The sequence below is a fragment of the Luteimonas sp. A482 genome, from assembly GCF_054072655.1.
The window spans coordinates 68,395-88,150 of record NZ_JBSVRO010000003.1 but is presented as its reverse complement, the minus strand read 5'-3'; the positions used below and the strand labels follow the sequence as shown (position 1 = coordinate 88,150).

Here is a 19,756-nt window from a genome sequence, read left to right as displayed (position 1 = left end):
GGCAGGGCGCAAGCAAGATTGACCGGCTTCGCCGTTGAAAGAACGCTTCTCCCTGCGGTCGAAATGACAAGCGGGGCTGCGGTCGAAATGGCAAACAGGCGAGGGAAAGCCAAATCCTGTCATTTCGACCGCAGGGAGAAATCTCCACAGCAGCCCGCTATCGTCCGGATCGATGCAAGGTTCAAGGAAGAACCCGTGCCGAAAGAACACCGCTACTTCGTCTACATCCTGACCAATCGCAGTCGCAAGGTCATGTACATCGGCATGACCAACGATCTCGGCCGGCGGCTGCATGAGCACCGCACGCATGCGGTCGCCGGATTCACCGCGAAATATCGCGTGGAGACGCTGGTCTCCTTCGAGGAAACCTTCGATGTGCTTGCCGCGCTGGAGCGCGAGAAGCAACTCAAGAAATGGCGGCGGGAGAAGAAGAACGCGCTGGTGGCGTCGATGAACCCGCAGTGGCGCGACCTTGGAGTGGATTTCTCCCTTCGGTCGAAATGACAACACCGGCGTTGTCGAAGTGGAACACCTGCGCTGCCCCCAACCTCTGCGCTGCCCCCAACCTCTGCGCTGTCCTCAACCTCTGCGCTGTCCTCAACCTCTGCGCTGTCCTCAACCTCTGCGCTGTCCCCAACACCTGCGCTGTCCACAACCTCTGCGCTGTCATTTCGACCGAAGGGAGAAATCTGCTCTCCGAAGCCCGCGCCGCACGCTACTTCCTGACCCTCGAAGGCGCAATCAATCCGCCGCAACCAGCGCTTCCTGCCACCATCACGGTCGACGCCGTAGCCTCAATCCGCCGTCACCAGCGCCGCATGCCGCGCATGCAGCTCGGCAAAGACCTCGTCGGTGTGCGGGCGCACGCCGTGCCAGAGGGCGAAGCTCTCGGCGGCCTGTTCGACCAGCATGCCCAGGCCGTCGATGGCGCGGTGGGCGCCGTGGGCGCGGGCCCAGGCCAGGAAGGGGATGGCGGCCTCGCCGTAGCTCAGGTCCACGGCCACGCTGCGCATGCCCAGCAGCGACCGGGGCAGGTGCGGCAGTTCGCTGCCGCGCCCGGCCGAGGTGGCGTGGACCACCAGATCGAATTCGCCCAGCTCGCGCAGGTCGGCCATGTGCCGCGGATGCACCCGCGCCGGATCGCCCAGGGCGTCGGCCAGCGCGTCGGCGCGCTGCGGGGTGCGGTTGACCAGGAACAGGCTGGCGATGCCCGCGTCCAGCAGCGACGGCGCGATGCCGCGGGCCGCGCCGCCCGCACCGATCAGCAGGGTCCGCCGCCCGCGCAGGTCCAACTGGTGGCGGCCGGTGAGGTCGCGCACCAGGCCCGCCCCATCGGTGTTGTCGCCGTGCCACTGGCCGTCGAGCCGGGCCAGGGTGTTGACCGCGCCGGCCCGGCGCGCGCGCGCGGTTGTCGTCGCGCTGAGTGCGAAGGCCGATTCCTTCAGCGGCAGGGTGACGTTGGCGCCTGCGCCGCCGGCCGCGGCGAAGGTCTCCAGCATCTCGAAGAAGCGTTCGGGCGTGGCATCGATCGCCTGGTACTGCAGCGCGATGCCGACCTGGCGGCCGAACGCGGCATGGATCTGCGGCGAAAGCGAATGCGAGACCGGATGGCCGAACACGGCGAACTTGCTCATGCAGTCTCCTCGAGGTGTCGGCCCGGCATGGGCCGGGGCGCAGCGCGCTGGCCAGACGCAGCATAGAACGTCGGTGCGGGCCTTTGCACGGCGCAGCGCGGCAGCCGGCGCCTCGCGAAGGGTCACTGCCGCCGGCGGCAGTCGGGATCTGCGGCGTCCCCGCACCGCGCCCCGGACGGCCCTATCGCTGCAAGCTTGCGGACGTGGCTCGCCAGCTCAGCCCTCGCGCAGCCAGCGCGCCGCGTCCAGCGCGTAGTAGGTCAGCACACCGTCGGCGCCGGCGCGGCGGATCGACAGCAGCGCCTCCAGCGCGCAGGCGCGCTCGTCCAGCCAGCCATTGGCTGCGGCGGCCTTGAGCATCGCGTACTCGCCGCTGACCTGGTAGGCGAAGGTCGGCACGCCGAACTCGTCCTTCACCCGGCGCACGATGTCCAGATAGGGCAGGGCCGGCTTGACCATCACCATGTCGGCGCCCTCTTCGAGGTCGAGCGCGACCTCGCGCAGGGCCTCGTCGCTGTTGGCCGGGTCCATCTGGTAGGTGGTCTTGTCGGCCTTGCCAAGTGCGGAGGCCGACCCGACCGCATCGCGGAACGGGCCGTAGAAGGCCGAGGCGTACTTGGCGGCGTAGGCCAGGATGCGGGTGTCGACGAATCCGGCTTCCTCCAGCGCGACGCGGATCGCGCCGATGCGCCCGTCCATCATGTCGCTGGGCGCGACCACGTCGGCGCCGGCGCGCGCGTGCGACAGCGCCTGTTGCACCAGCGCGTCGACCGTGGCGTCGTTCATCACGTAGCCGCCGTCATCGAGCAGGCCGTCCTGGCCGTGCGCGGTGTAGGGGTCGAGCGCGACGTCGGTGATCACGCCCAGCTGCGGAAAGCGCGCCTTCAGTGCGCGCACCGCGCGCTGGCACAGGCCGTCGTCGTCCCAGGCCGCGGCGGCGTCGAGCGATTTGGCCTCCGGCGCGGTCACCGGGAACAGCGCCAGCGCGGGAATCCGCAGTTCGCTGGCGGTTTCGGCCACGCGCAGCAGCTCATCGATCGACAGGCGCTCCACGCCCGGCATCGAGGACACCGGCGCGCGGCCGGCCGATTCGTGCACGAACACCGGGTAGATCAGGTCGTTGGCGGTGAGCACGGTCTCGCGCATCAGCCGGCGCGAGAACTCGTCGCGGCGCATCCGCCGCAGTCGTGTGTCGGGATAGGCCATGACGGACATTCTACGCGCCGCCCCATGCCCAGGGCGGCGACGGAATGTCCCGCCAGCGCCGTCAGATCAGGCCGCCGCCCAACCCCAGGCGCCAGATCGCCACGAAGATCACGATGCCGTTGAGCACCAGTCCGGCCTTGGCGCGGCCGCGTCGTCCGCTGCGGGTGAACAACAGCCCGGCCGCGGCGATGATCGCGCCGACCGCTGCGAACGGAATCAGCAGCCAGTTGGTGATGCCAACCAGCGGAATCAGGGCGAAGACCATCCAGACCATCGCAAGGATGCCCCAGACCAGGCTGATCATTCCCATGTGTGTTCTCCAGAAGTGCAGGCGTGATGCCCGCTGACGGGACGGCAGGTGCGGGCCGATTGTGACCCAACGGGCGGCGGCGGGCCTGTGGACGCTGCTTCGTGAGATGGGAGCTTCCGGGCCGCCCAGCTCGGCCAGGCTTTCGGGTAGACGCCGCGCCCTGTCGGCCGGGGATCGCTTTTCACTCGGTCAGGGCATCCGTGCCCTGACTCGTGCGCAAAACATCCATGTTTTGCTTGTCGCGATCCCCGGCCGCCAGGACGCGGCTCATCGCTCCTGCTGTTGCGACGCTTCGGTGGCGGCCTTCCTCAAAAGCAGGGCAACCGGGGTGGCGCGTCTTGAAGCTCTTCGGGTGCGCTTTGCGTGCCGGGTTTCAGGAGCACTGGAATGCGCAAACCGAAGCGATGACGTCAACGTCGCGAAGCCGCAGTGACGCGGGCGGGGATGGGGCCAGCGGCACATGGATGTGCCGCGGCCGCGAGTGCGGACAGGGACGTCTGCCCGAGCGGGGCGCCATCCCCGCCCGGGGCGCTGCGGCCCGTCCGAAGCGAGCGCTTCTTCGTCGTGGTCCGAAAGATCCCGGATCTGTCCGGGCCGTGGTGACGGAGATCTCTCCCTGCGGTCGAGATGACAATGTCGCGTGGCGGGCGCGGGAACAGACGCTCAACCCGCGTCGTGCACCCCGTCGATCTCCACCGCCAGTTCGCGGCGGCAGATCGCCGCGTGCAGCAGGATCCGCGGCACGCGGTCGCCGAAGCGCGCGTCGAGGGCGCGTTCGACCACGGCCAGGTCGGCGCGATCGCGCACATAGACCTTGAGCCGGGTACCGGCGCCGAAGCGGTCGGGCAGCCCCGGCTGGCGCTCGCGGGCGGCGCCCAGCAGCGCGTCGAAGTTGGCGAAGGTTTCGTCCAGCTGGGCCAGCAGCTCGTCGGCGGCATGGCACGAGGCGTGCCCGACCACCGCCGCGGTGCCCGACAGCAGCAGCGGCATCGTGCCGCCGGGCGGCGGCAGCATCGCGCGCGCGAAGCTCGGCGGCTGCGGGCCGTACTGGCGCGGGTAGCGGTAGGCGCTGACCTGGCGCGGATTTTCCACCGGCGCGCCCGGCGCACGCGCGGCCAGCCAGTAGACCTGCACCGTGCGTGCGTCGTCGCAGCGGCCGATGGCGGTGGCGGCCGGCAGCGACGTGGCGTCGAAATCGCCGAGCCCGCGCGCGCGCCCGACGCAGAACTGCCGGTAGCGCTCTGCGTCGCCCTCGCCCAGGGTGATCGCGTCCAGGTAGTTCCAGATCCGCAGCAGATGCGGGTACTCGCTGCCGCCGATGAAGCGCGTGAGCTGGCGGTAGGCGTGGTCGGCGGCCAGCAGGATGCCGCTGTTGTCGCCATCGCCGGTGTGCCCGGCGGGTTCATCGACCTCGATCGCGCCAAACAGCAGCTGGCCGTCGCAGGACCAGGCGATCTCGCCCTCGTGCCCGCTGCGCACCGGCGCCTGTGCGTGCCAGACCTCCAGCGGCGCGGGCCCGTATGGCTGCAGCGGCACGCGCAGGTAGCGCGGATCGTCCAGCCGCGGCGCGCCATCGCCAAAGCCGAGCACGGCCAGCACGTCGCTGCGCGTCAGCAGTTCGGCGGGGCCTGCGTCGTCGACGTATTCCACGCGCAGGCGTGGCGCGGGCGGCGGCACGGGCGCGGGCCGGCTCACGGGTTGCCCTCGTGCAGCGTGTCGCCGCTGAAGCTGGCGCCGACCTGGCGGCGGCGGGTGAGCCAGCCGCGCAGCGCCTGCGGCGCGATCGCCACGGCATTGAGCATGTAGATCATGCGGAACAGGTACAGGCGCCAGCGCACCTCGCGGTTGTCGAACACGTCGCCGGCCAGCATCGAGACCACCGCCTGCTCCAGCTTCCAGTCGTTGCGCGGCGCCGAGAACAGGCGCTGCATGACCGGCGTGGTGAAGCGGTGGATGAACCAGGAAAAATGCTTCAGCCCGCGGCGCAGGCGCCGGTCCATCGCCTGCTGCAGCGCCGCCTCGCGCGAAGGTTCGCGCAGCGCGCCATCGACCACGTCGACCGCGTGCTCGGCGCTGTTCATGGCCAGGTAGACGCCCGAGGAAAACACCGGGTCGATGAAGGCGAAGGCATCGCCCGCCATTACCCATCCCGGACCGTGCATGCGGCTGCATTGATACGAGTAGTTGCCGGTGGCGTGCACCGGCGCCACGCGTTCGGCGTCCTGCATGCGCTCCCACACGCTGGACGTGCGCTGCAGGGTCTGCAGCAAGAACGCCTCGTTGTCGCCGCGGCGCTGCTTGAGGTATTCGGGGAAGCACACCGCGCCGACGCTCATCACGTCCTCGCGCAGCGGGATAAGCCAGTACCAGCCGTACTCGAAGCGGTCGATGGTGATGTTGCCGGTGTCCTCGCCTTCGCGCCGGCGCACGCCGCGGAAGTGGCTGAAGATCGCCGCCGACTGGTGCCTGGCGCTCTTCTGCTTGAGCTTGAACCTGCCGCCCAGGAAGGTGTCGCGGCCGCTGGCGTCGACCAGGTAGCGCGGGTGGAACGCCAGCGCCTGCCCGTCCGCGCCGGTCGCATGGACCTGCGCCGGACGCCCGTCGTCGCCGGTGTCCACGCGCTGCACCCGGGTGCGCTCGCGCGCGTCGACGCCGTTGGCGCGGGCGTGTTCGAACAGCAGCTGGTCGAACTCGGAGCGGCGGATCTGGTAGGCGTGGCCGAATTTCGGCGAGAGCGCCCGGTCGAAGCGGAACACGTGCGTGGTCCCGTCCCAGGGCTGGCCGGGCATGTGCACCGGGAAATCGGCGCCGGCCTTGTACACGCCGATGGCGCGGACCTGGTCCAGCACCCCCAGGCGCTCGAGGATCGGCAGGTTCATCGGCAGCAGCGATTCGCCGATGTGGAAGCGCGGATGCGCATCCTTCTCCAGCATGACCACGCGCCAGCCGCGGCGGGCCAGCAGGGTGGCCGCGGTGCTGCCGGCGGGACCGCCGCCGATCACCAGGACATCGCAGTCCACGGGAACTGCAGGGGCGGCGGGCGTTTCTGGGCTGGCCATCCGGGATTGGGCGGGCGCATGTTGGCTGAACGGGTGCGCATGATAGCGGACGCCCCGGACGCTTCCTGAAGGCGCGGGGCCTGCAGCGGCCGCCGGCCGGAGCCTGCTGCGGGCGCGTTCGCGCTTGCGCCGGGCGGCCCGATGCAGGATCGTTGCGGCCCTGTCACACAACTTCCGTGCCATGCCTGTGCAAACCGATGCCGAACGCGAACTCGCCGACCTGCTGGTCGACAGCCTGAACCTGGACGGCGTGGTGGCGGCCGAAATCGACCCGGAAGCGCCGCTGTTCAATGCCGGGCTGGGCCTGGATTCGATCGACGCGCTGGAGCTGGCGCTGGCGATCAGCAAGCGCTACGGCTTCCAGCTACGCACGGATGCTGACGAGAACCGGCGCATCTTCGCGTCCCTGCGCGCCCTGTCCGAACACGTCCAGCAGCATCGAACGACTTGATTCTTGTATTCCAGATCGTCCTGGCGGTGGCTTACGCGCTGCTGGCGCATGGCGCCAGCGCCGGCGGCGACGAGCGCCTGGCCCTGGCCGCGGTGCTGGTCCTGGTCGCGCTGATGATGGCCCTGCCGCTGCTGCGGCTGCGGGCGTGGGCGTTCCCGGTCACGGCCCTGCTGCTGGCCGGGAGCTGGTGGCTGTACCGGGCCGGGCTGGTGACGCTGCCGCTGCTGGTGGCGCCGGTGGCCTTCGTGGCGCTGGTGGCCTGGGTGTTCGGGCGCAGCCTGATGGCCGGCCGGGTGCCGCTGATCACCCGCATCGTGTCGGGCCTGGACGGGGTGCCGCCGGAGCGCCTGCCGCCTGACGTCGCCGCCTATGCGCGCACCCTGACCGGGATGTGGACCGGCGTGCTGCTGCTGCTGGGCCTGGCCAACCTGGTGTTGGCGCTGCTGGCCGAGCCGGCCGGCCTGCTGGCGCAGGCGGGGCTGGCATCGCCATATCCGATCACGCACGAGCAGTGGTCGTGGTTTGCCAACCTGCTCAACTACGGCCTGGTCGGCGGCTTCTTTGCGCTGGAGTTCCAGTGGCGGCGGCGCCGCTTCCCCGACCGCGAGCAGGGTTTCGTCGGTTTCCTGCGTCGCCTGGGCGGGCTTGGCCCCGCCTTCTGGCGTGATTTCCTGCGCTGATGGACGGCATGGGCGGCCCCGGGCTCCGCACCGACGCGCACGACGCGACCCTGTCCGCGCCCGCGATCGGGCGTGAGCTGCCGGCCGCGCAGGCGTGGCACGCGGGAATCGCGGCCGTGGCCTGGCGGATCTGCAACGCGCTTCAGTTCGTCTACGCCCTGGTCTGGACGGCGGGCTGGATCATGCTGGCGCTGCTGGTGCGGCCCTGGTCGGGTCCGCGCGCGCGGCTGCCGCTGCGCATGGCCGCCCGCTGCTGGGCGCCGGGACTGCTGTTGGCCGGGCCTGTCCGGCTGCAGATCGAGGGCCGGGAGCGGATCGACTTTTCGCGCCCCTGCCTGTTCGTGGCCAATCATCAATCGATCATCGATATCTGCGCGCTGTTCAGCGCGATCCCGGTGCCGCTGCGCTTCCTGCTGAAGGAGGAAATGCGGCGGGCGCCGTTCGTGGGCTGGTACGCCTGCGCCACGGGCATGCTGTTCATCGTGCGCGACAGCGTGCGTGCCGGCGCCCTGTTCCGGCGCCAGGCCGCGGCCCTGCTGGCCGACGGCCAGAGCCTGTGCCTGTTTCCCGAGGGCACGCGCAGCCGCAGCGGGGAGATGGCGCCGTTCAAGGCCGGCTCGCTGCAGCCGGCGATCGACGCCGGCGTGGACGTGGTGCCGGTGGCCCTGTACGGCACCGGCCAGGTGCTGCCGGTGGAGGGCCTGTTCCGGGCACGTCCCGGCACCATCCGGGTCGGCTTCGGCGCACCACTGCCCACGCGCGTGGACGGACGCCCGGTCGCGCGCCAGGAACTGGCCGAGCGCGCCCAGGCGCGGGTCCAGGCGATCCTCGACGGCTGGGAGTAGGCGGTGCTGGAGTTCGTGATCGAGCCCGTGCATCCGTGCCTGCCGGGCCACTTTCCCGGCCGGCCGGTGGTGCCGGGCGTGGTGGTGCTGGACCGGGTCGTGGCCGCGATCGAAGCCATGCATGGCCCGCTGCCGTCGCTGCGGCTGCCGCGGGTGAAGTTCCTGCAGCCGCTGTTGCCCGGCGAGCGCGCGCGGATCGAACTCGAGCAGCTGGCGCCATTGCCGGATGCGCGCTGGCGGTTCCGCGTGCTGCGCGCGCAGGCGACAATCGCCAGTGGAGACGTCGGCGCAGGGGGCGCGCGACCGCAGCCATGAGCGTGGACTGGAAGCAACGGCCCGAAGGCGGTGGACGCCTGGCGGTGTGGGTGATGCGCGCGGTGGGCCGCCACGGCGGACGTCCGCTGGCGCGCCTGCTGCTGTACCCGGTGAGCCTGTACTTCCTGCTGCGGCGCGGGCCGGAGCGGCGCGCTTCGATCGCCTTCCTCGACCGCGCCCTGGGCCGGCCGGCGCGGCTGCGCGACTGCGCCCGCCACGTGCACAGCTTCGCATCGGCCACGCTCGACCGATTGTTCCTGCTCGACGGCAAGGAAAGCCGGTTCCGCATCAACGTGACCGGGCTGGAGGCGCTGTCGAGCAAGGTCGACGAGGGCCGCGGCGTGCTGCTGTTCGGTTCGCACCTGGGCAGCTTCGAGGTCATGCGCGCGCTCTCGCGCCAGCGCCCCGGTCTGAAGCTGCGGGTGGTGCTGGACAAGGCGCACAGCCAGGCCATCACCCAGATGCTCGACGCGCTGGCGCCGGAAATCGCCGCCGGCGTGATCGACGCCGGCCAGCCCGGCCCGGCGCTGATGCTGCAGATCCAGCAGGCGGCGAGCGAGGGCGCGCTGGTGGCGCTGCTGGTCGATCGCACCTTGCCGGGGCAGCGCGCGGTGCAGGTGCCGTTCTTCGGCGCGCCGGCGCGGTTCCCGCTGGCGCCGTGGCAGATGGCGGCGGTGCTGCGGCTGCCGGTGGTGCTGGGCTTTGGCCTGTATCGTGGCGGCAACCGCTACACGCTGGCGTTCGAACCCTGCAGTGACGGCATCGACCTGCCGCGCGGGCGTCGCGACGAGGCGCTGGCCGCGCTCATCGAAGGTTACGCGGCCAGGCTGGAATATCACGCCCGGCAAGCGCCCTACAACTGGTTCAACTTCTACGATTTCTGGCATGTCGATGAACAAGAGCAACCGCCAAGCGGGATTGCGCAGGACCCCACCCAGCCGGACGCGACGGCTGGCGGCCTGCCTGTGCCTGCTGGCGACCACGCCGCTGGCGTGGGCGCAGGCAGGCCCGGATAGCGCGGCGATCCTGCGCGGACTTGCGCGCCCGGTGCCGGCCGCCACGGCTTTCGTCGAGGTGCGCGAATCACCGATGCTGAAGGCGCCGCTGCGCCTGTCGGGCGAATACCGGCGCCCGGATGCCGCCACCCTGGTGCGCGAAGTGCGCGCGCCCTACAGCGAGACCACCACCATCCGCGACGGCCACGCCATCCTCGCGCGCGCCGGCAAGCCCGAGCGCCGCTTCGCGCTGTCGCGCGCGCCCGAGCTGGCGGCGCTGCAGACCAGCTTCGGTGCGCTGCTGTCGGGCGATGTCGAGGCGTTGCGCGCGCACTACACGGTCGACGTGCAGGGCACGGCCGCGCGCTGGTCGCTGCGCCTGCTGCCGCGTGATGCAAAGCTCGCGCAGCGGCTGCAGGATATCGTCCTGCACGGCGGCGACGACGAACTGCGCTGCATCGAGACCACGCCGGCCAAGGGGCCGGCCCAGCGCACGCTGATGGCAGGCGCCGCGCAGGCAGCGCTGCGCGCAGGCGACGACGCCGACATCGCGGCCCTGTGCCGCGGCGACCACGACGCCGGATGAGTGCCCGCGCGCGCCTGGCCTGTGCGCTGGGCTGGATGGTGCTGCTGCTCGCCGTGGGCGCGTGGCTGTCGCAGACGCTGTCGTTCAGCGGCGACCTGCGCCGCTTCCTGCCTGATCCGCGCACGCCCGAGCAGACGCTGCTGATCGACGAGCTGGGCGAAGGCCCGGGATCGCGCCTGCTGCTGGTCGCGCTTGCAAACGCGGATGCGGAAGAGCTCGCAGCGCAATCGCAGGCCATGGCCGCGACGCTGGCGGGCGATGCGCGCTTCGGCTTCGTCGCCAACGGCGCCGGCGGCGGCCTCGACGCCATACCCGAAGGCTTGCGCCCGTACCGCTACCTGCTCTCGCCGACGCTCGATGCGCAGGCGCTGGATGCTGACTTCCTGCGCGCGGAGATCGAGCAGCGCGTGCAGGACCTGGGCTCGCCCGCGGGCGAGCTGATCGAGCCGCTGCTGCCGTCCGATCCCACCCTGGAAACGCTGCGCCTGGCCGAGGCCTGGCTGCCGGCGCGCGCGCCGCAGACCCTGCACGAGGTGTGGTTCGACCGCGCCGGCGCGCAGGCGCTGCTGCTGCTGGAAACGCGCGCGGCCGGCTTCGATCCGGACGGCCAGCGCGAGGCGGTCGAAGCGATCCACGCCGCCCATGCTGAAGCGCGCGGCGAAGGCGGCGGCACGGTCGAGCTCAGTGGCCCCGGCGCGTTCGCCGACGAGATCGGCACGCGCACCGCGCGCGAGGCCGGCTGGATCGGCGCCATCGACAGCATCGGCCTGGTGCTGCTGCTGTTGATCGCCTACCGCAGCTGGAAGATCCCGCTGCTCGGCGCGCTGCCGCTGGCCAGCGCCGGGCTCGCCGGAATGGCCTCGCTGGTGCTGCTGTTCGGCGATCGCGTGCACGGCATCACCATCGCCTTCGGCTTCACCCTGATCGGCGTGGTGCAGGACTACCCGATCCACTTCTTCAGCCAGCAGCGCGCCGGGCTGTCGCCGTGGCGCAGCGTGCGCGCGCTGTGGCCGACCCTGGCCACCGGCGTGGCGGCGACCTGCATCGCCTATCTCACCTTCCTGTTCTCCGGCGTCGACGGGCTGCGCCAGCTGGCGGTGTTCACCATCGTCGCGATGGCCACCGCGGCGCTGTGCACGCGCTTCGTGCTGCCCGGGCTGATCGATCCCGAGCAGCGCGACGTTGCCGGATCGGCGCGGCTGCAGGCGCTGTGGCATGGAATCGAACGACTGCCGCGGCCGCGCTGGTCGCTGCTGGTGATCGCGCTGCTGGCGCTGGCGGTGATCGCCTGGCGGCCGGGCGCGTTCTGGCAGAACGACCTGGCGAAACTGACGCCGGTGCCCGCGCCGCTGCTGGAGCGCGACGCGCAGTTGCGCGATGAGCTCGGCGCGCCGGACGTGCGCTACGTGCTGACAGTGCAGGCAGGCGACGCGCAGGCCGCGCTGCAGGCCAGCGAGCGGCTGCGGCCGGCGCTCGATGCCCTGGTCGAAGCCGGCGCGCTCGATGCATACGACATGGCCGCGCGCTACCTGCCCAGCGTCGCGACACAGCACGCGCGCCAGCAGGCGCTGCCGTCGCCCGCGGTGCTGCGCGGCTCGCTCGATGCCGCACTGGTGGACTCGCCGTTCCGCAGCGATGCCTTCGAGGACTTCCTCGCCGACGTCGCCACCGCGCGCGCCGCGCCGCCACTGCAGCCGGGCGATCTCGACGGCACGCCGCTGGCCTCGACGGTCGAGGGCCTGCTGGTGGGAGGCGAGGATCGCGCGACCGCACTGGTCTCGCTCAGCGGACTGCACGACGTGGAGGCCGTTGCGCGCGTGGCCGCAGCCAACGGCGCGCGCCTGCTCGACATGAAGCAGGCGTCGGAGTCGCTGGTGGCCGACTACCGCGCGCGCATCCTCGGCGCGCTGGCGCTGGCGGCGCTGCTGCTGGTGGCCACGGTGTGGATCGCGCTGCGCAGTCCGCGCCGGACCCTGCGCGTGCTGCTGCCGATGGCGCTGACCACCCTGCTGGTGCTGGCGCTGCTGCGCGCGATCGGCGTCGAGCTGACCCTGTTCCACCTGATCTCGCTGATCCTGGCCGCGGGCCTGGGCCTGGACTACGCGCTGTTCTTCGAGCACGCCGGCGATTCGCGCGAAGACCAGCTGCGCACCCTGCACGCGGTCATCGTGTGCAGCCTGATGACCATGCTGGTGTTCAGCCTGCTGGCACTGTCGAGCATCCCGGTGCTGCGCGCGATCGGCAGCACGGTCGCGCTGGGCGTGCTGTTCAATTTCGTGCTGTCGCTGCTGGTGTCACGCGCTCCGGGCGGTGGTGGGGCAGGTGGTGCCGCGGCAGTACAGGGTGTGTCCACGGAGATATCTGCCGACGCGCATGCAAACGCACCGCAGTCGGCTCCAGGCATGCCCGGAACCCGCGCATGACGCTGTCGCGCGCCGCCATCGAAGCGCTCATCCCGCACAAGCACGCCATGTGCCTGTGGGACGAAGTGCTGGAATGGGATGCGCAGCGCATCGTGCTGCGCTCCAGCGGTCATCGTGATCCGGCACACCCGCTGCGCAGCGAAGGCCAGCTGCGCGCGCTGCACCTGTGCGAATACGGCGCCCAGGCGATGGCGGTGCACGGCGGGCTGTTGGCGCAGGCGCCTGGCACCGTGCCCAGGCCCGGAATGCTGGTTGCGCTGCGTGATGTCGTCCTGCACGTGGGTCGCATCGACGAGCTTCCCGGCGCGCTGGAATGCGAGGCGCAACAGCTCGCTGCAAGCGAGGCCAGCCAGCTGTACGCCTTCCGCATCCTGCACCAGGAACAGCTGCTTGCGGAAGGACGTGCAACGGTGATGCTGGGTGCGCCCGATGAGGGTGGCGGACTCTGAGTTCGAGGCTGTCGCCGCGCAGGCCCAGACATGTTGCGCGAAGCGGATGACGCGTGCCGCGCGCACGAACCCCGCATAATCGACCATCCACACCACGGGACACGCGATGAAACGGGCACTCGTCACCGGCGGCAGCGGCGATCTTGGCGGTGCGATCTGCGCGCGGCTTGCCGCGGCAGGCATGCACGTCATCGTGCATGCGAACAGCAACCGCACGCGTGCGCAGGCGGTGGCCGACGACATCATCGCGGCCGGCGGCAGCGCCGAGGCCATTGCATTCGACGTGGCCGACGGCGACGCGGCACGCGCCGCGGTCGAGGCGCTGCTCGAGGCCGGTCCCATCCAGATCGTCGTCAACAACGCCGGCATCCATGACGATGCGCCGATGGCGGGGATGTCGGACCTGCAGTGGAAGCGCGTGATCGACGTGTCGCTGCACGGCTTCTTCCACGTCACCCAGCCGCTGCTGCTGCCGATGGCACGCACGCGCTGGGGCCGGATCGTGAGCATGTCGAGCGTGGCGGCGGTGCTGGGCAACCGCGGCCAGGCCAACTACGCCGCGGCCAAGGCGGCGCTGCACGGTGCGAGCAAATCGCTGGCGCGCGAGATGGGCTCGCGCGGCATCACCGCCAACGTGGTGGCGCCAGGCGTGGTCGCCGGACGCATGAGCGAGGCCGCGTTCGATCCGGCCACGATCCGGCAGATGGTGCCGGCCGCACGCGCCGGCACGCCGGATGAGGTCGCTGCGCTGGTGGCCTTCCTGTGCTCGGACGAGGCCGGCTACATCAACGGCCAGGTGATCGGCATCGACGGCGGCATGAGTTGACGCCGCCGGCAGGCGCGGGTTTGATGACGCGGCCGCGCTTCGCGGCGCCGTCTGCCGAATCGGCCAGATCCGAGTACGTCGGCACATGGGTCGCGTTGCGTTCACGCCGCTCGGCGGACACTTGCCGCGGTCCTTCCGGAATCGCCACCATGGCCCGTCCCGCCGCACTTGTCCTGCTCTGCGCCGTCGTCGCGCTGCTCGCCGCCTGCGCCAGCTCGCACGTCCTGACCGGCACGCCGCGTCCCGCCATCGACCCGTCGCAGGTACGCATCTATTACGGGCCGCCGCCGGGTGGCTATGAAGAGATCGCGCGCCTGGACGTGGGCAGCGGTGCGTTCACCTATGGCTCCACGAACAAGTCCAACGCCGTCATCCGCAACCTGCGCAAGGAGGCCGCGCGCCTCGGTGCCAACGGGGTGCTGCTGCAGGGCACCGGCCAGGGCCCGGACAACACTGCGGTCAGCGTCGGTGGCGGCGTCGGCAGGTTCGGCGGACGCAGCGCATCGAGCGTGGGCGTGGGCGTGGGCGTGAACATCTCGCCCACCCAGACCTATGCCAGCGGCATCGCGGTCTGGGTCGCGAATCCGCCGCCGTTGGAGCCCGCCACGCCCTGATGGCGGATGCCGCTCAGGCGATCGCGATCCCGGGCGTCTGCGCGGTCACCGGCGCGAACCACTGCGCAGGAAGCATGGGTTCGCACGCGTCCGCATCATGGTTCGCGAGCAGCGCATCGAGCCCGTGGCTGTCGATATCGGGGAAGGCCGCACGCGCCAGCGCCAGCACCTCCGCCGCCAGCTGGCGCATGCCGGCGATGTCATCGCGGGTGCGTGCAAGGTAGGCCTCGTCGTCGACCACGTCGGTGAGCGCGCCGTTCATGCGTCGGCACCAGTCCACCGCGTGCTGGTCGTAGGCGCGCGCGCCATCGAGCGCAGGCGCCGCGTCGCGCAGCCCCCAGTCGCGCATCAGCGCCTGCATGCCGAGGTTGAGCTGGCGCCCGGCGTCGAAGTGCGGCCGCAGCTTCGACAACACCGACAGCTTCGCCTGGCGGCCGCTGAAGAACAGCGGCGCCAGCAGCGACCAGTAGTAGGCGTAGTCCCACAGCACCTTGATCGGCATCACCACCGGATGGCCGAAGATCGGGTACTGGTCCTGGTAGAGCGTCAGCGTGTTCTCGTAGAACGAGAAGTACAGCTGCTGGAAGATGTCGGCATAGGGCCCGACCGGCTCGCCGGCGAAATCCAGCCGCACCAGTTCGGCGACATAGGTGTTGCTGATCGCGATGAAGTCGCTGCCCGGCGAGTAGAACGGGTCCAGGAACACGCCGGCCTCGCCAGTCAGCGCCCAGCGCTGGCCGGAATACACCTGCTTGCAGCCGTACGAGAAGTGGCGCAGGAACAGGAAGTCCTGCAGCCGGTGCTGCGGCTGCTCCAGCGCGCGCGCCGCGCGCGGCTGGTGGCGGCGCACCCAGTCCATCGCCTTGTCGTGGGTATTCATCGTGTCCAGCGGATGCATCTTCGCGTCGCAGACGATGCCCAGCGAGTGCGAGTCCGAGGCCAGCGGGATCAGCCAGAACCAGTAACCGGGACCGCACATGTGATTGGTCGACTTCCAGCGCTCGGCGGGCAGGAAGCGCGTCGGCCAGTTGCCCTCGCCTGACCACGCATCGAGGTCGATATGACCGTCCACGCGCCACCACACCGCGTTGACGTCGTGGTCGTTGGCCTGTGCCAACCCGAGCTTGCGCTTGATCAGGCCGGCGCGGCCGGCGGCATCCACCACCCAGCGTGCGCGCAGCACGTGGCTGGCGCCTTCGTGTTCGAAGCTGACCGTATGCACGCCACCGTCGTCGGACAGTTCGATGCCGCGTACCACCGCGCCGTGGCGGAAGTCCGCGCCGAGCTCACGTGCGCGATCGCCCAGGTGGTTCTCGAAGCGGCCGCGGTCGAGCTGCCACGAGGGCGTGGGCAGCAGCTGGCTCACGCCCATCTCGTTGCAGTCCTGCACCTGCTCCATGCGATCGCTGAAGAAGTAGCGCAGCCCGTACTTGCGGACCTGCTGGCTCTCCATGTGTTCGCGCAGGCCCAGCACCTCGGCGAAATAGTGCGCGCCGACCTCGACCGTGGATTCGCCGACCTTGTGCGCGGCTTCGCGCACCGGATGCGCGCGCCGCTCGAGCACCGTCACCGTGCGTTCGGGCTGCTGCAGGCGCAGCTGCATCGCCAGGGTCAGGCCGGCCAGGCCGCCGCCGAGGATGAGGATGTCGACGTCGGTATCGGGGCTTGTGGCTGCGCTGGACTGGGGCATCGGGCCGTATCGTCTCTGGGAAAGGGGAGGGCAGGCGGAGCCTAGCAGCAGCTGGCGCGCGTCCTGTTCACGGTTGGCGGGTATCGCCGGCGGCGTCCGGATCGAAGATCACCGGCGCGCGGCTGCGCGTGCCCCGGTAGGCGCGCAGCAGCTGGCCGTGGCCAAGGACCTGGCCGAGGACATGCGTGGTGATGCGCGACAGGTCACGGAACAGGCGGAAGTGGCTGCTGCGGAATTGTTCGCTGCCGCCAGCCACCGCATAGCGCGTTTCCACCGGCACCGACACCACGCCAAAGCCGAGTTCGCGCGCGGCCGAAATCAGGATCTGCGCCTCGAACACGAAGCCCTCGCCGGGCACGTCGCGCAATGCAAGCACGGGCGCGGGATACAGGCGCTGGCCGCTCTGGCTGTCGAGCAGGCGGAAGCCGCAGCCCCAGGCAATGCCCCAGTCGCCGAAATCGTTGCCGAGGCGGCGGTACCAGGGCTGGCTGCTGCGCTTGCGCAGGCGCGCGCCGTTGACGATGTTGCGCGGGTGCGCGTTGGCCGCCGCGACCAGGCGCGGGATGTCGCGTGCGTCGTGCTGGCCGTCGCCATCCATGGTCACCACCGCGGCCATGCCGCGATGCAGGGCCTCGGCGAAGCCGTCGCGCAGCGCACGACCCTTGCCCATGCGCTGCGGATGGCGCAGCAGCACCGCCGGCGTGGCGCCCACGATCGCGGCGGTGTCGTCGTCCGAGCCGTCGTCGACCACGATCACCAGGTCGGACTGCGCCAGCGCACCAGCGACGACGTCGGCAATGCGCAGCGCCTCGTTGAGCGCCGGGATCACCACCGCGACATTGCCGCGATGCAGAAGCGGCTGCTCAGGCATGCGCGATGTCCAGCAGCAGGCGACGATGCGGGCCGGCGTGCAGGGCCACGGCGGTGTCACCCGCGGCCAGCGCGTCGAACAGCGGCAGCATCGGCGCCATCGCGTTGCCCGGCATGCGCATGGACAGCGGCCCGGTGCCGCCGGCCGCGTCGCCGTCATCGAAGCGGGCCGACAGGCGCGGGCCGCTGCCGTCGCGCACCAGCACCAGCGCCGCGCCAAGCAGGCCCTCGCTGCGGGTCACCGTACCCAGCAGGCCGCTGGCGCTGGTGTCGTAGCCCACCAGCAGCACCGCATCGCCATCGGTGGCCAGCTGCACCATCGCCTCGACCAGGCCCTGGGCGAAGCTGGCCCGGTGCGCGCTGATCGCGGTAGCCGTGTGCATGCAGCCGGCACCGATGGTCCAGTAGCCCGCGGCAGCGTTGTGCACGGAGTTGTGGAACTTTGTTGGCGAGAGTTCGGTGGGCGCCTGCGCCAGCGTGGCGCACATGTAGTCGGTGATGCCCAGGTCGCCGTGGGTCGAGGTGAACACCGACGGCATCGTGTCGGGCGCGATGCCGGCATCGCGGCAGGCGGCGAGCGCAACCTCGAGCGCGACCAGCACCGAGGGCGGCGCGCGGCGGCGTTCGTTGGGCGCCAGCAGCTGCGGCGCGGGTTTCGCAACCGCCTCGGCGGGCAGTGCGCCGGACGATGCAAACGCGCGTGCGGCGACCCAGTCCGGCAGGCCCTCACTCCAGTAGCCGATCCCGGCGATGCGCGCGGTGAGCGCGCTCATGCCGCGGTTCCACGGCCGAACACCAGCGAGCAGTTGTTGCCGCCGAAGCCGAAGGAATTGTTCATCGCGTAATCGATGTCGCGCTGCGTATTGTCGAAACGGATCTGCGGACCGCACTCCGGATCGGGCGTATCGCTGTTGAGCGTGCCCGGCAGCAGGCCGTCGCGCAGGGCGATCAGCGCGAACACCGATTCGACGATGCCCGCCGCGCCCAGCGTATGCCCGGTCCAGCCCTTGCTGGAGCTGGCGTGCAGCGACTCCGGAAACAGCGCAGCCACCGCGCCTGCTTCGATCGCATCGTTCGCTGGGGTCGATGTGCCGTGCAGGTTGAGGTAGCCGACCTCACCGGCTTCGATGCCGGCCCGCGCCAGTGCATCGCGCATCGCCAGCGTGGCGCCGAGGCCTTCGGGATGCGGCGCCGACATGTGGTGGGCGTCGCTGGATTCGCCATAGCCGCGCAACTGCAGGCCGCCATCGCCGGGCGCCGCGCGCTCGAGCAGGGCGAAGCCGCCGGCCTCGCCCAGCGACAGGCCATCGCGCGCCGCGTCGAACGGTCGACATGGCTGCGCCGACACCAGCCCGAGCGCGTTGAAGCCGAACAGAACGCTGCCGCACAGCGTATCGACGCCGCCGACCAGGGCCGCGTCGACCACGCCGGCATGGATCAGGCGCGCGGCCTGCGCGAACACCTTGGCGCTGGACGAACAGGCCGTGGCCACGGTCACGCAGGGGCCGCGCAGGCCGGTGGCGTGCTGCACGAAATCGCCCAGCGAATGCGGCGTGTGCACGATCGGGCGCTGCAGGTCTTCGGGAAAACAGGCGTTGCCGTCCGCGTCGACCTGCGCGCGCGCGTAGCCCTCCTCGCTGGCGCCGATGCTCGAGGTCGAAGTACCGACCACCAGCGCGACGCGCTCCGCGCCATGGCGTGCAACCAGCCCTTCCAGCGCGGGCAATAGCCCATCGGCCTGCAGCGACAGCCACGCCAGGCGATTGTTGCGGCACTCCCAGCCGGCGAGCGATGCCGGAAGCGGCGCATCCTCGATCCCGTCCACGCGTCCGATCCACGTGGGCAGCGGATCGGGGCCGAAATCGTTGCGACGCAGCCCGCCGCGACGCGCCTGCAGTGCCGCCGACTGCGCCGCCACGCCGCGGCCCAGGGCCGTGGTCGCGCTGAATGCGCGGATGGCGATGGGCGGCATGGGACGGGGCAGGAGCGTTGCGGGCACGGCGTGTCCTGGCGAAAGGCGCCAAAGTATAGCCAGCGCGCGGTGAGGATAGACTTCAGTTTCCACCGATCACGGACGCTGCGGATGCCCCGCACTCGCCTTGCCCATAGGCTGGCCCTGCTGACCGATCGCGACGCGCTGCACTCGCTTGCGGTGGCTGCGCTCGCATGCGCGGCCAGCCTGGGCGTGGTCTACGTGGGCTACCTCGTGCACGTGGTCCGCATCGCGCGCAGCGCGCCCTGCGAACCGGTGCGCGGCCAGACCGTGCTGCTGTTCGGCAAGCATGCGCCACGCGGCCGCCCCGACCCGGACTTCCAGGCGCGTCTGCAGCGTGCCGCCACGCTGTGGCGGCAGCGTCCGCCGCGCAGCATGATGCTGCTGGGCGGGGGGCCGGCCGGCGCGCCCAGCGAAGCCGCGCTGGCGCATGCGCGCCTGCTTGAACTGGGGGTGCCCGCCGACGCGCCGCTGGTGCTGGAAGATCGTTCGCGCGACACCCTGCAGAACCTGCGCAACGCGCGCGCGCTGTGGCAGGTGGACGCAGCGGCGGAGACGGTGACCCTGCTCAGCAGCCGCTACCACCTGGCGCGCTGTGCGCTGCTGGCCGGGCAACTGGGCATGCGCTGGGAACTGTGTGCGGCCGAGCCCACGTTCACATGGCGACCGTCGGAGCTGTGGCGCCTGGCCGGCGAGGCGGCCTACGTGTGCTGGATGGACCTGGCCACGCGCTGGGCGCGGCTGATCGGCCACCAGCGCATGCTGGCGAGGTTGAGCTGAGCTGCCCGGGCGTGGGTGGGCGCGGCTTTT

At 71.0% G+C, this 19,756-nt stretch carries 20 protein-coding genes and 1 pseudogene; 12 read left to right on the top strand and 9 right to left on the bottom strand.

Translation table 11 applies throughout. The features are described 5' to 3' along the window. Positions 1-18 precede the first annotated feature (18 nt). Entirely contained in the window at positions 19-504 is a 486-nt protein-coding gene (locus tag ACW5DW_RS11160) for a GIY-YIG nuclease family protein (RefSeq protein WP_457018933.1), read from the top strand. 290 nt (positions 505-794) lie between these two features. Here ACW5DW_RS11160 and aroE read toward each other — a convergent pair whose 3' ends face one another. The 5 genes from aroE to ACW5DW_RS11135 form a co-directional block, all read right to left on the bottom strand. Beyond that, positions 795-1,634, bottom strand: coding sequence for a shikimate dehydrogenase (gene aroE, locus ACW5DW_RS11155; protein ID WP_457018932.1), 840 nt, complete (start codon positions 1,632-1,634; stop codon positions 795-797). Between the two features lie 216 nt (positions 1,635-1,850). Next, a complete protein-coding gene (hemB, locus tag ACW5DW_RS11150; RefSeq protein WP_457018931.1) occupies positions 1,851-2,840 on the bottom strand; it encodes a porphobilinogen synthase in 990 nt (329 codons plus the stop codon). A gap of 61 nt (positions 2,841-2,901) precedes the next feature. Continuing rightward, on the bottom strand, positions 2,902-3,144 hold the full coding sequence (locus ACW5DW_RS11145; RefSeq protein ID WP_457019262.1) for a hypothetical protein: 243 nt from the start codon (positions 3,142-3,144) through the stop codon (positions 2,902-2,904). A gap of 669 nt (positions 3,145-3,813) precedes the next feature. Continuing rightward, positions 3,814-4,845 (bottom strand): chorismate transformation enzyme, FkbO/Hyg5 family, encoded by a 1,032-nt coding sequence (locus ACW5DW_RS11140; protein ID WP_457018930.1) that lies wholly within the window; start codon positions 4,843-4,845, stop codon positions 3,814-3,816. Continuing rightward, positions 4,842-6,209, bottom strand: a complete 1,368-nt coding sequence (locus tag ACW5DW_RS11135; protein WP_457018929.1) for an NAD(P)/FAD-dependent oxidoreductase — start codon at positions 6,207-6,209, stop codon at positions 4,842-4,844. The genes ACW5DW_RS11140 and ACW5DW_RS11135 overlap by 4 nt, the downstream gene beginning before the upstream one ends. 181 nt (positions 6,210-6,390) lie before the next feature. Here ACW5DW_RS11135 and ACW5DW_RS11130 point away from each other — a divergent pair, with 181 nt between their 5' ends. The 10 genes and pseudogenes from ACW5DW_RS11130 to ACW5DW_RS11085 all read left to right on the top strand — a co-directional run bounded on the left by ACW5DW_RS11130 (position 6,391) and on the right by ACW5DW_RS11085 (position 14,393). Further along, positions 6,391-6,660: a phosphopantetheine-binding protein gene (locus ACW5DW_RS11130; protein ID WP_457018928.1), complete on the top strand. Its 270-nt coding sequence runs from the start codon at positions 6,391-6,393 to the stop codon at positions 6,658-6,660. Then, a complete protein-coding gene (locus tag ACW5DW_RS11125) occupies positions 6,657-7,340 on the top strand; it encodes a ketosynthase (protein WP_457018927.1) in 684 nt (227 codons plus the stop codon). The genes ACW5DW_RS11130 and ACW5DW_RS11125 overlap by 4 nt, the downstream gene beginning before the upstream one ends. 8 nt (positions 7,341-7,348) lie before the next feature. Beyond that, the gene (locus tag ACW5DW_RS11120) at positions 7,349-8,185 is read left to right on the top strand and encodes a lysophospholipid acyltransferase family protein (protein WP_457018926.1); all 837 of its coding nucleotides are present in this window, start codon (positions 7,349-7,351) and stop codon (positions 8,183-8,185) included. A gap of 6 nt (positions 8,186-8,191) precedes the next feature. Next, complete coding sequence (locus tag ACW5DW_RS11115; RefSeq protein WP_457019260.1) at positions 8,192-8,500, top strand: hypothetical protein; 309 nt, start codon at positions 8,192-8,194, stop codon at positions 8,498-8,500. Next, positions 8,497-9,516, top strand: a complete 1,020-nt coding sequence (locus tag ACW5DW_RS11110) for an LpxL/LpxP family acyltransferase (RefSeq protein ID WP_457018925.1) — start codon at positions 8,497-8,499, stop codon at positions 9,514-9,516. Before ACW5DW_RS11115 ends, ACW5DW_RS11110 begins: the two co-directional genes overlap by 4 nt. Continuing rightward, positions 9,419-10,081, top strand: a complete 663-nt coding sequence (locus tag ACW5DW_RS11105) for a LolA-related protein (protein WP_457018924.1) — start codon at positions 9,419-9,421, stop codon at positions 10,079-10,081. The genes ACW5DW_RS11110 and ACW5DW_RS11105 overlap by 98 nt, the downstream gene beginning before the upstream one ends. Then, positions 10,078-12,387: pseudogene (locus tag ACW5DW_RS11100) on the top strand (MMPL family transporter); the annotation flags it as partial. The gene ACW5DW_RS11105 and the pseudogene ACW5DW_RS11100, both read left to right, overlap by 4 nt. Positions 12,388-12,500: 113 nt before the next feature. Next, positions 12,501-12,953 carry a phosphotransferase gene (locus tag ACW5DW_RS11095; protein ID WP_457018923.1) on the top strand — a complete coding sequence of 151 codons (453 nt, stop codon included), beginning with the start codon at positions 12,501-12,503 and terminating at the stop codon, positions 12,951-12,953. Positions 12,954-13,059: 106 nt separating this feature from the next. After that, positions 13,060-13,779 carry a 3-oxoacyl-ACP reductase FabG gene (gene fabG, locus ACW5DW_RS11090; RefSeq protein WP_457018922.1) on the top strand — a complete coding sequence of 240 codons (720 nt, stop codon included), beginning with the start codon at positions 13,060-13,062 and terminating at the stop codon, positions 13,777-13,779. Between the two features lie 149 nt (positions 13,780-13,928). Next, the gene (locus tag ACW5DW_RS11085; protein WP_457018921.1) at positions 13,929-14,393 is read left to right on the top strand and encodes a hypothetical protein; all 465 of its coding nucleotides are present in this window, start codon (positions 13,929-13,931) and stop codon (positions 14,391-14,393) included. Between the two features lie 13 nt (positions 14,394-14,406). Here ACW5DW_RS11085 and ACW5DW_RS11080 read toward each other — a convergent pair whose 3' ends face one another. From ACW5DW_RS11080 to ACW5DW_RS11065, 4 genes are all read right to left on the bottom strand, one after another. After that, positions 14,407-16,083 carry an NAD(P)/FAD-dependent oxidoreductase gene (locus tag ACW5DW_RS11080; protein WP_457018920.1) on the bottom strand — a complete coding sequence of 559 codons (1,677 nt, stop codon included), beginning with the start codon at positions 16,081-16,083 and terminating at the stop codon, positions 14,407-14,409. A gap of 67 nt (positions 16,084-16,150) precedes the next feature. Then, complete coding sequence (locus ACW5DW_RS11075; RefSeq protein WP_457018919.1) at positions 16,151-16,954, bottom strand: glycosyltransferase family 2 protein; 804 nt, start codon at positions 16,952-16,954, stop codon at positions 16,151-16,153. Next, entirely contained in the window at positions 16,947-17,726 is a 780-nt protein-coding gene (locus ACW5DW_RS11070) for a beta-ketoacyl synthase chain length factor (protein WP_457018918.1), read from the bottom strand. Before ACW5DW_RS11070 ends, ACW5DW_RS11075 begins: the two co-directional genes overlap by 8 nt. Continuing rightward, the gene (locus ACW5DW_RS11065) at positions 17,723-18,925 is read right to left on the bottom strand and encodes a beta-ketoacyl-[acyl-carrier-protein] synthase family protein (RefSeq protein WP_457018917.1); all 1,203 of its coding nucleotides are present in this window, start codon (positions 18,923-18,925) and stop codon (positions 17,723-17,725) included. Before ACW5DW_RS11065 ends, ACW5DW_RS11070 begins: the two co-directional genes overlap by 4 nt. Before the next feature lie 111 nt (positions 18,926-19,036). On the opposite strand from ACW5DW_RS11065, the gene ACW5DW_RS11060 reads away from it, so the two are divergent. Further along, the gene (locus ACW5DW_RS11060; protein WP_457018916.1) at positions 19,037-19,726 is read left to right on the top strand and encodes a YdcF family protein; all 690 of its coding nucleotides are present in this window, start codon (positions 19,037-19,039) and stop codon (positions 19,724-19,726) included. The last annotated feature ends 30 nt before the right edge of the window (positions 19,727-19,756 follow it).

Bases quoted from the DNA above. Each gene is read 5' to 3' on its own strand.
- aroE (WP_457018932.1), bottom strand. From the start codon at position 1,634: ATGAGCAAGTTCGCCGTGTTCGGCCATCCGGTCTCGCATTCGCTTTCG.
- hemB (WP_457018931.1), bottom strand. From the start codon at position 2,840: ATGGCCTATCCCGACACACGACTGCGGCGGATGCGCCGCGACGAGTTC.
- ACW5DW_RS11145 (WP_457019262.1), bottom strand. From the start codon at position 3,144: ATGATCAGCCTGGTCTGGGGCATCCTTGCGATGGTCTGGATGGTCTTC.
- ACW5DW_RS11135 (WP_457018929.1), bottom strand. From the start codon at position 6,209: ATGGCCAGCCCAGAAACGCCCGCCGCCCCTGCAGTTCCCGTGGACTGC.
- ACW5DW_RS11130 (WP_457018928.1), top strand. From the start codon at position 6,391: ATGCCTGTGCAAACCGATGCCGAACGCGAACTCGCCGACCTGCTGGTC.
- ACW5DW_RS11120 (WP_457018926.1), top strand. From the start codon at position 7,349: ATGGGCGGCCCCGGGCTCCGCACCGACGCGCACGACGCGACCCTGTCC.
- ACW5DW_RS11110 (WP_457018925.1), top strand. From the start codon at position 8,497: ATGAGCGTGGACTGGAAGCAACGGCCCGAAGGCGGTGGACGCCTGGCG.
- ACW5DW_RS11095 (WP_457018923.1), top strand. From the start codon at position 12,501: ATGACGCTGTCGCGCGCCGCCATCGAAGCGCTCATCCCGCACAAGCAC.
- fabG (WP_457018922.1), top strand. From the start codon at position 13,060: ATGAAACGGGCACTCGTCACCGGCGGCAGCGGCGATCTTGGCGGTGCG.
- ACW5DW_RS11085 (WP_457018921.1), top strand. From the start codon at position 13,929: ATGGCCCGTCCCGCCGCACTTGTCCTGCTCTGCGCCGTCGTCGCGCTG.
- ACW5DW_RS11080 (WP_457018920.1), bottom strand. From the start codon at position 16,083: ATGCCCCAGTCCAGCGCAGCCACAAGCCCCGATACCGACGTCGACATC.
- ACW5DW_RS11075 (WP_457018919.1), bottom strand. From the start codon at position 16,954: ATGCCTGAGCAGCCGCTTCTGCATCGCGGCAATGTCGCGGTGGTGATC.
- ACW5DW_RS11070 (WP_457018918.1), bottom strand. From the start codon at position 17,726: ATGAGCGCGCTCACCGCGCGCATCGCCGGGATCGGCTACTGGAGTGAG.
- ACW5DW_RS11065 (WP_457018917.1), bottom strand. From the start codon at position 18,925: ATGCCGCCCATCGCCATCCGCGCATTCAGCGCGACCACGGCCCTGGGC.
- ACW5DW_RS11060 (WP_457018916.1), top strand. From the start codon at position 19,037: ATGCCCCGCACTCGCCTTGCCCATAGGCTGGCCCTGCTGACCGATCGC.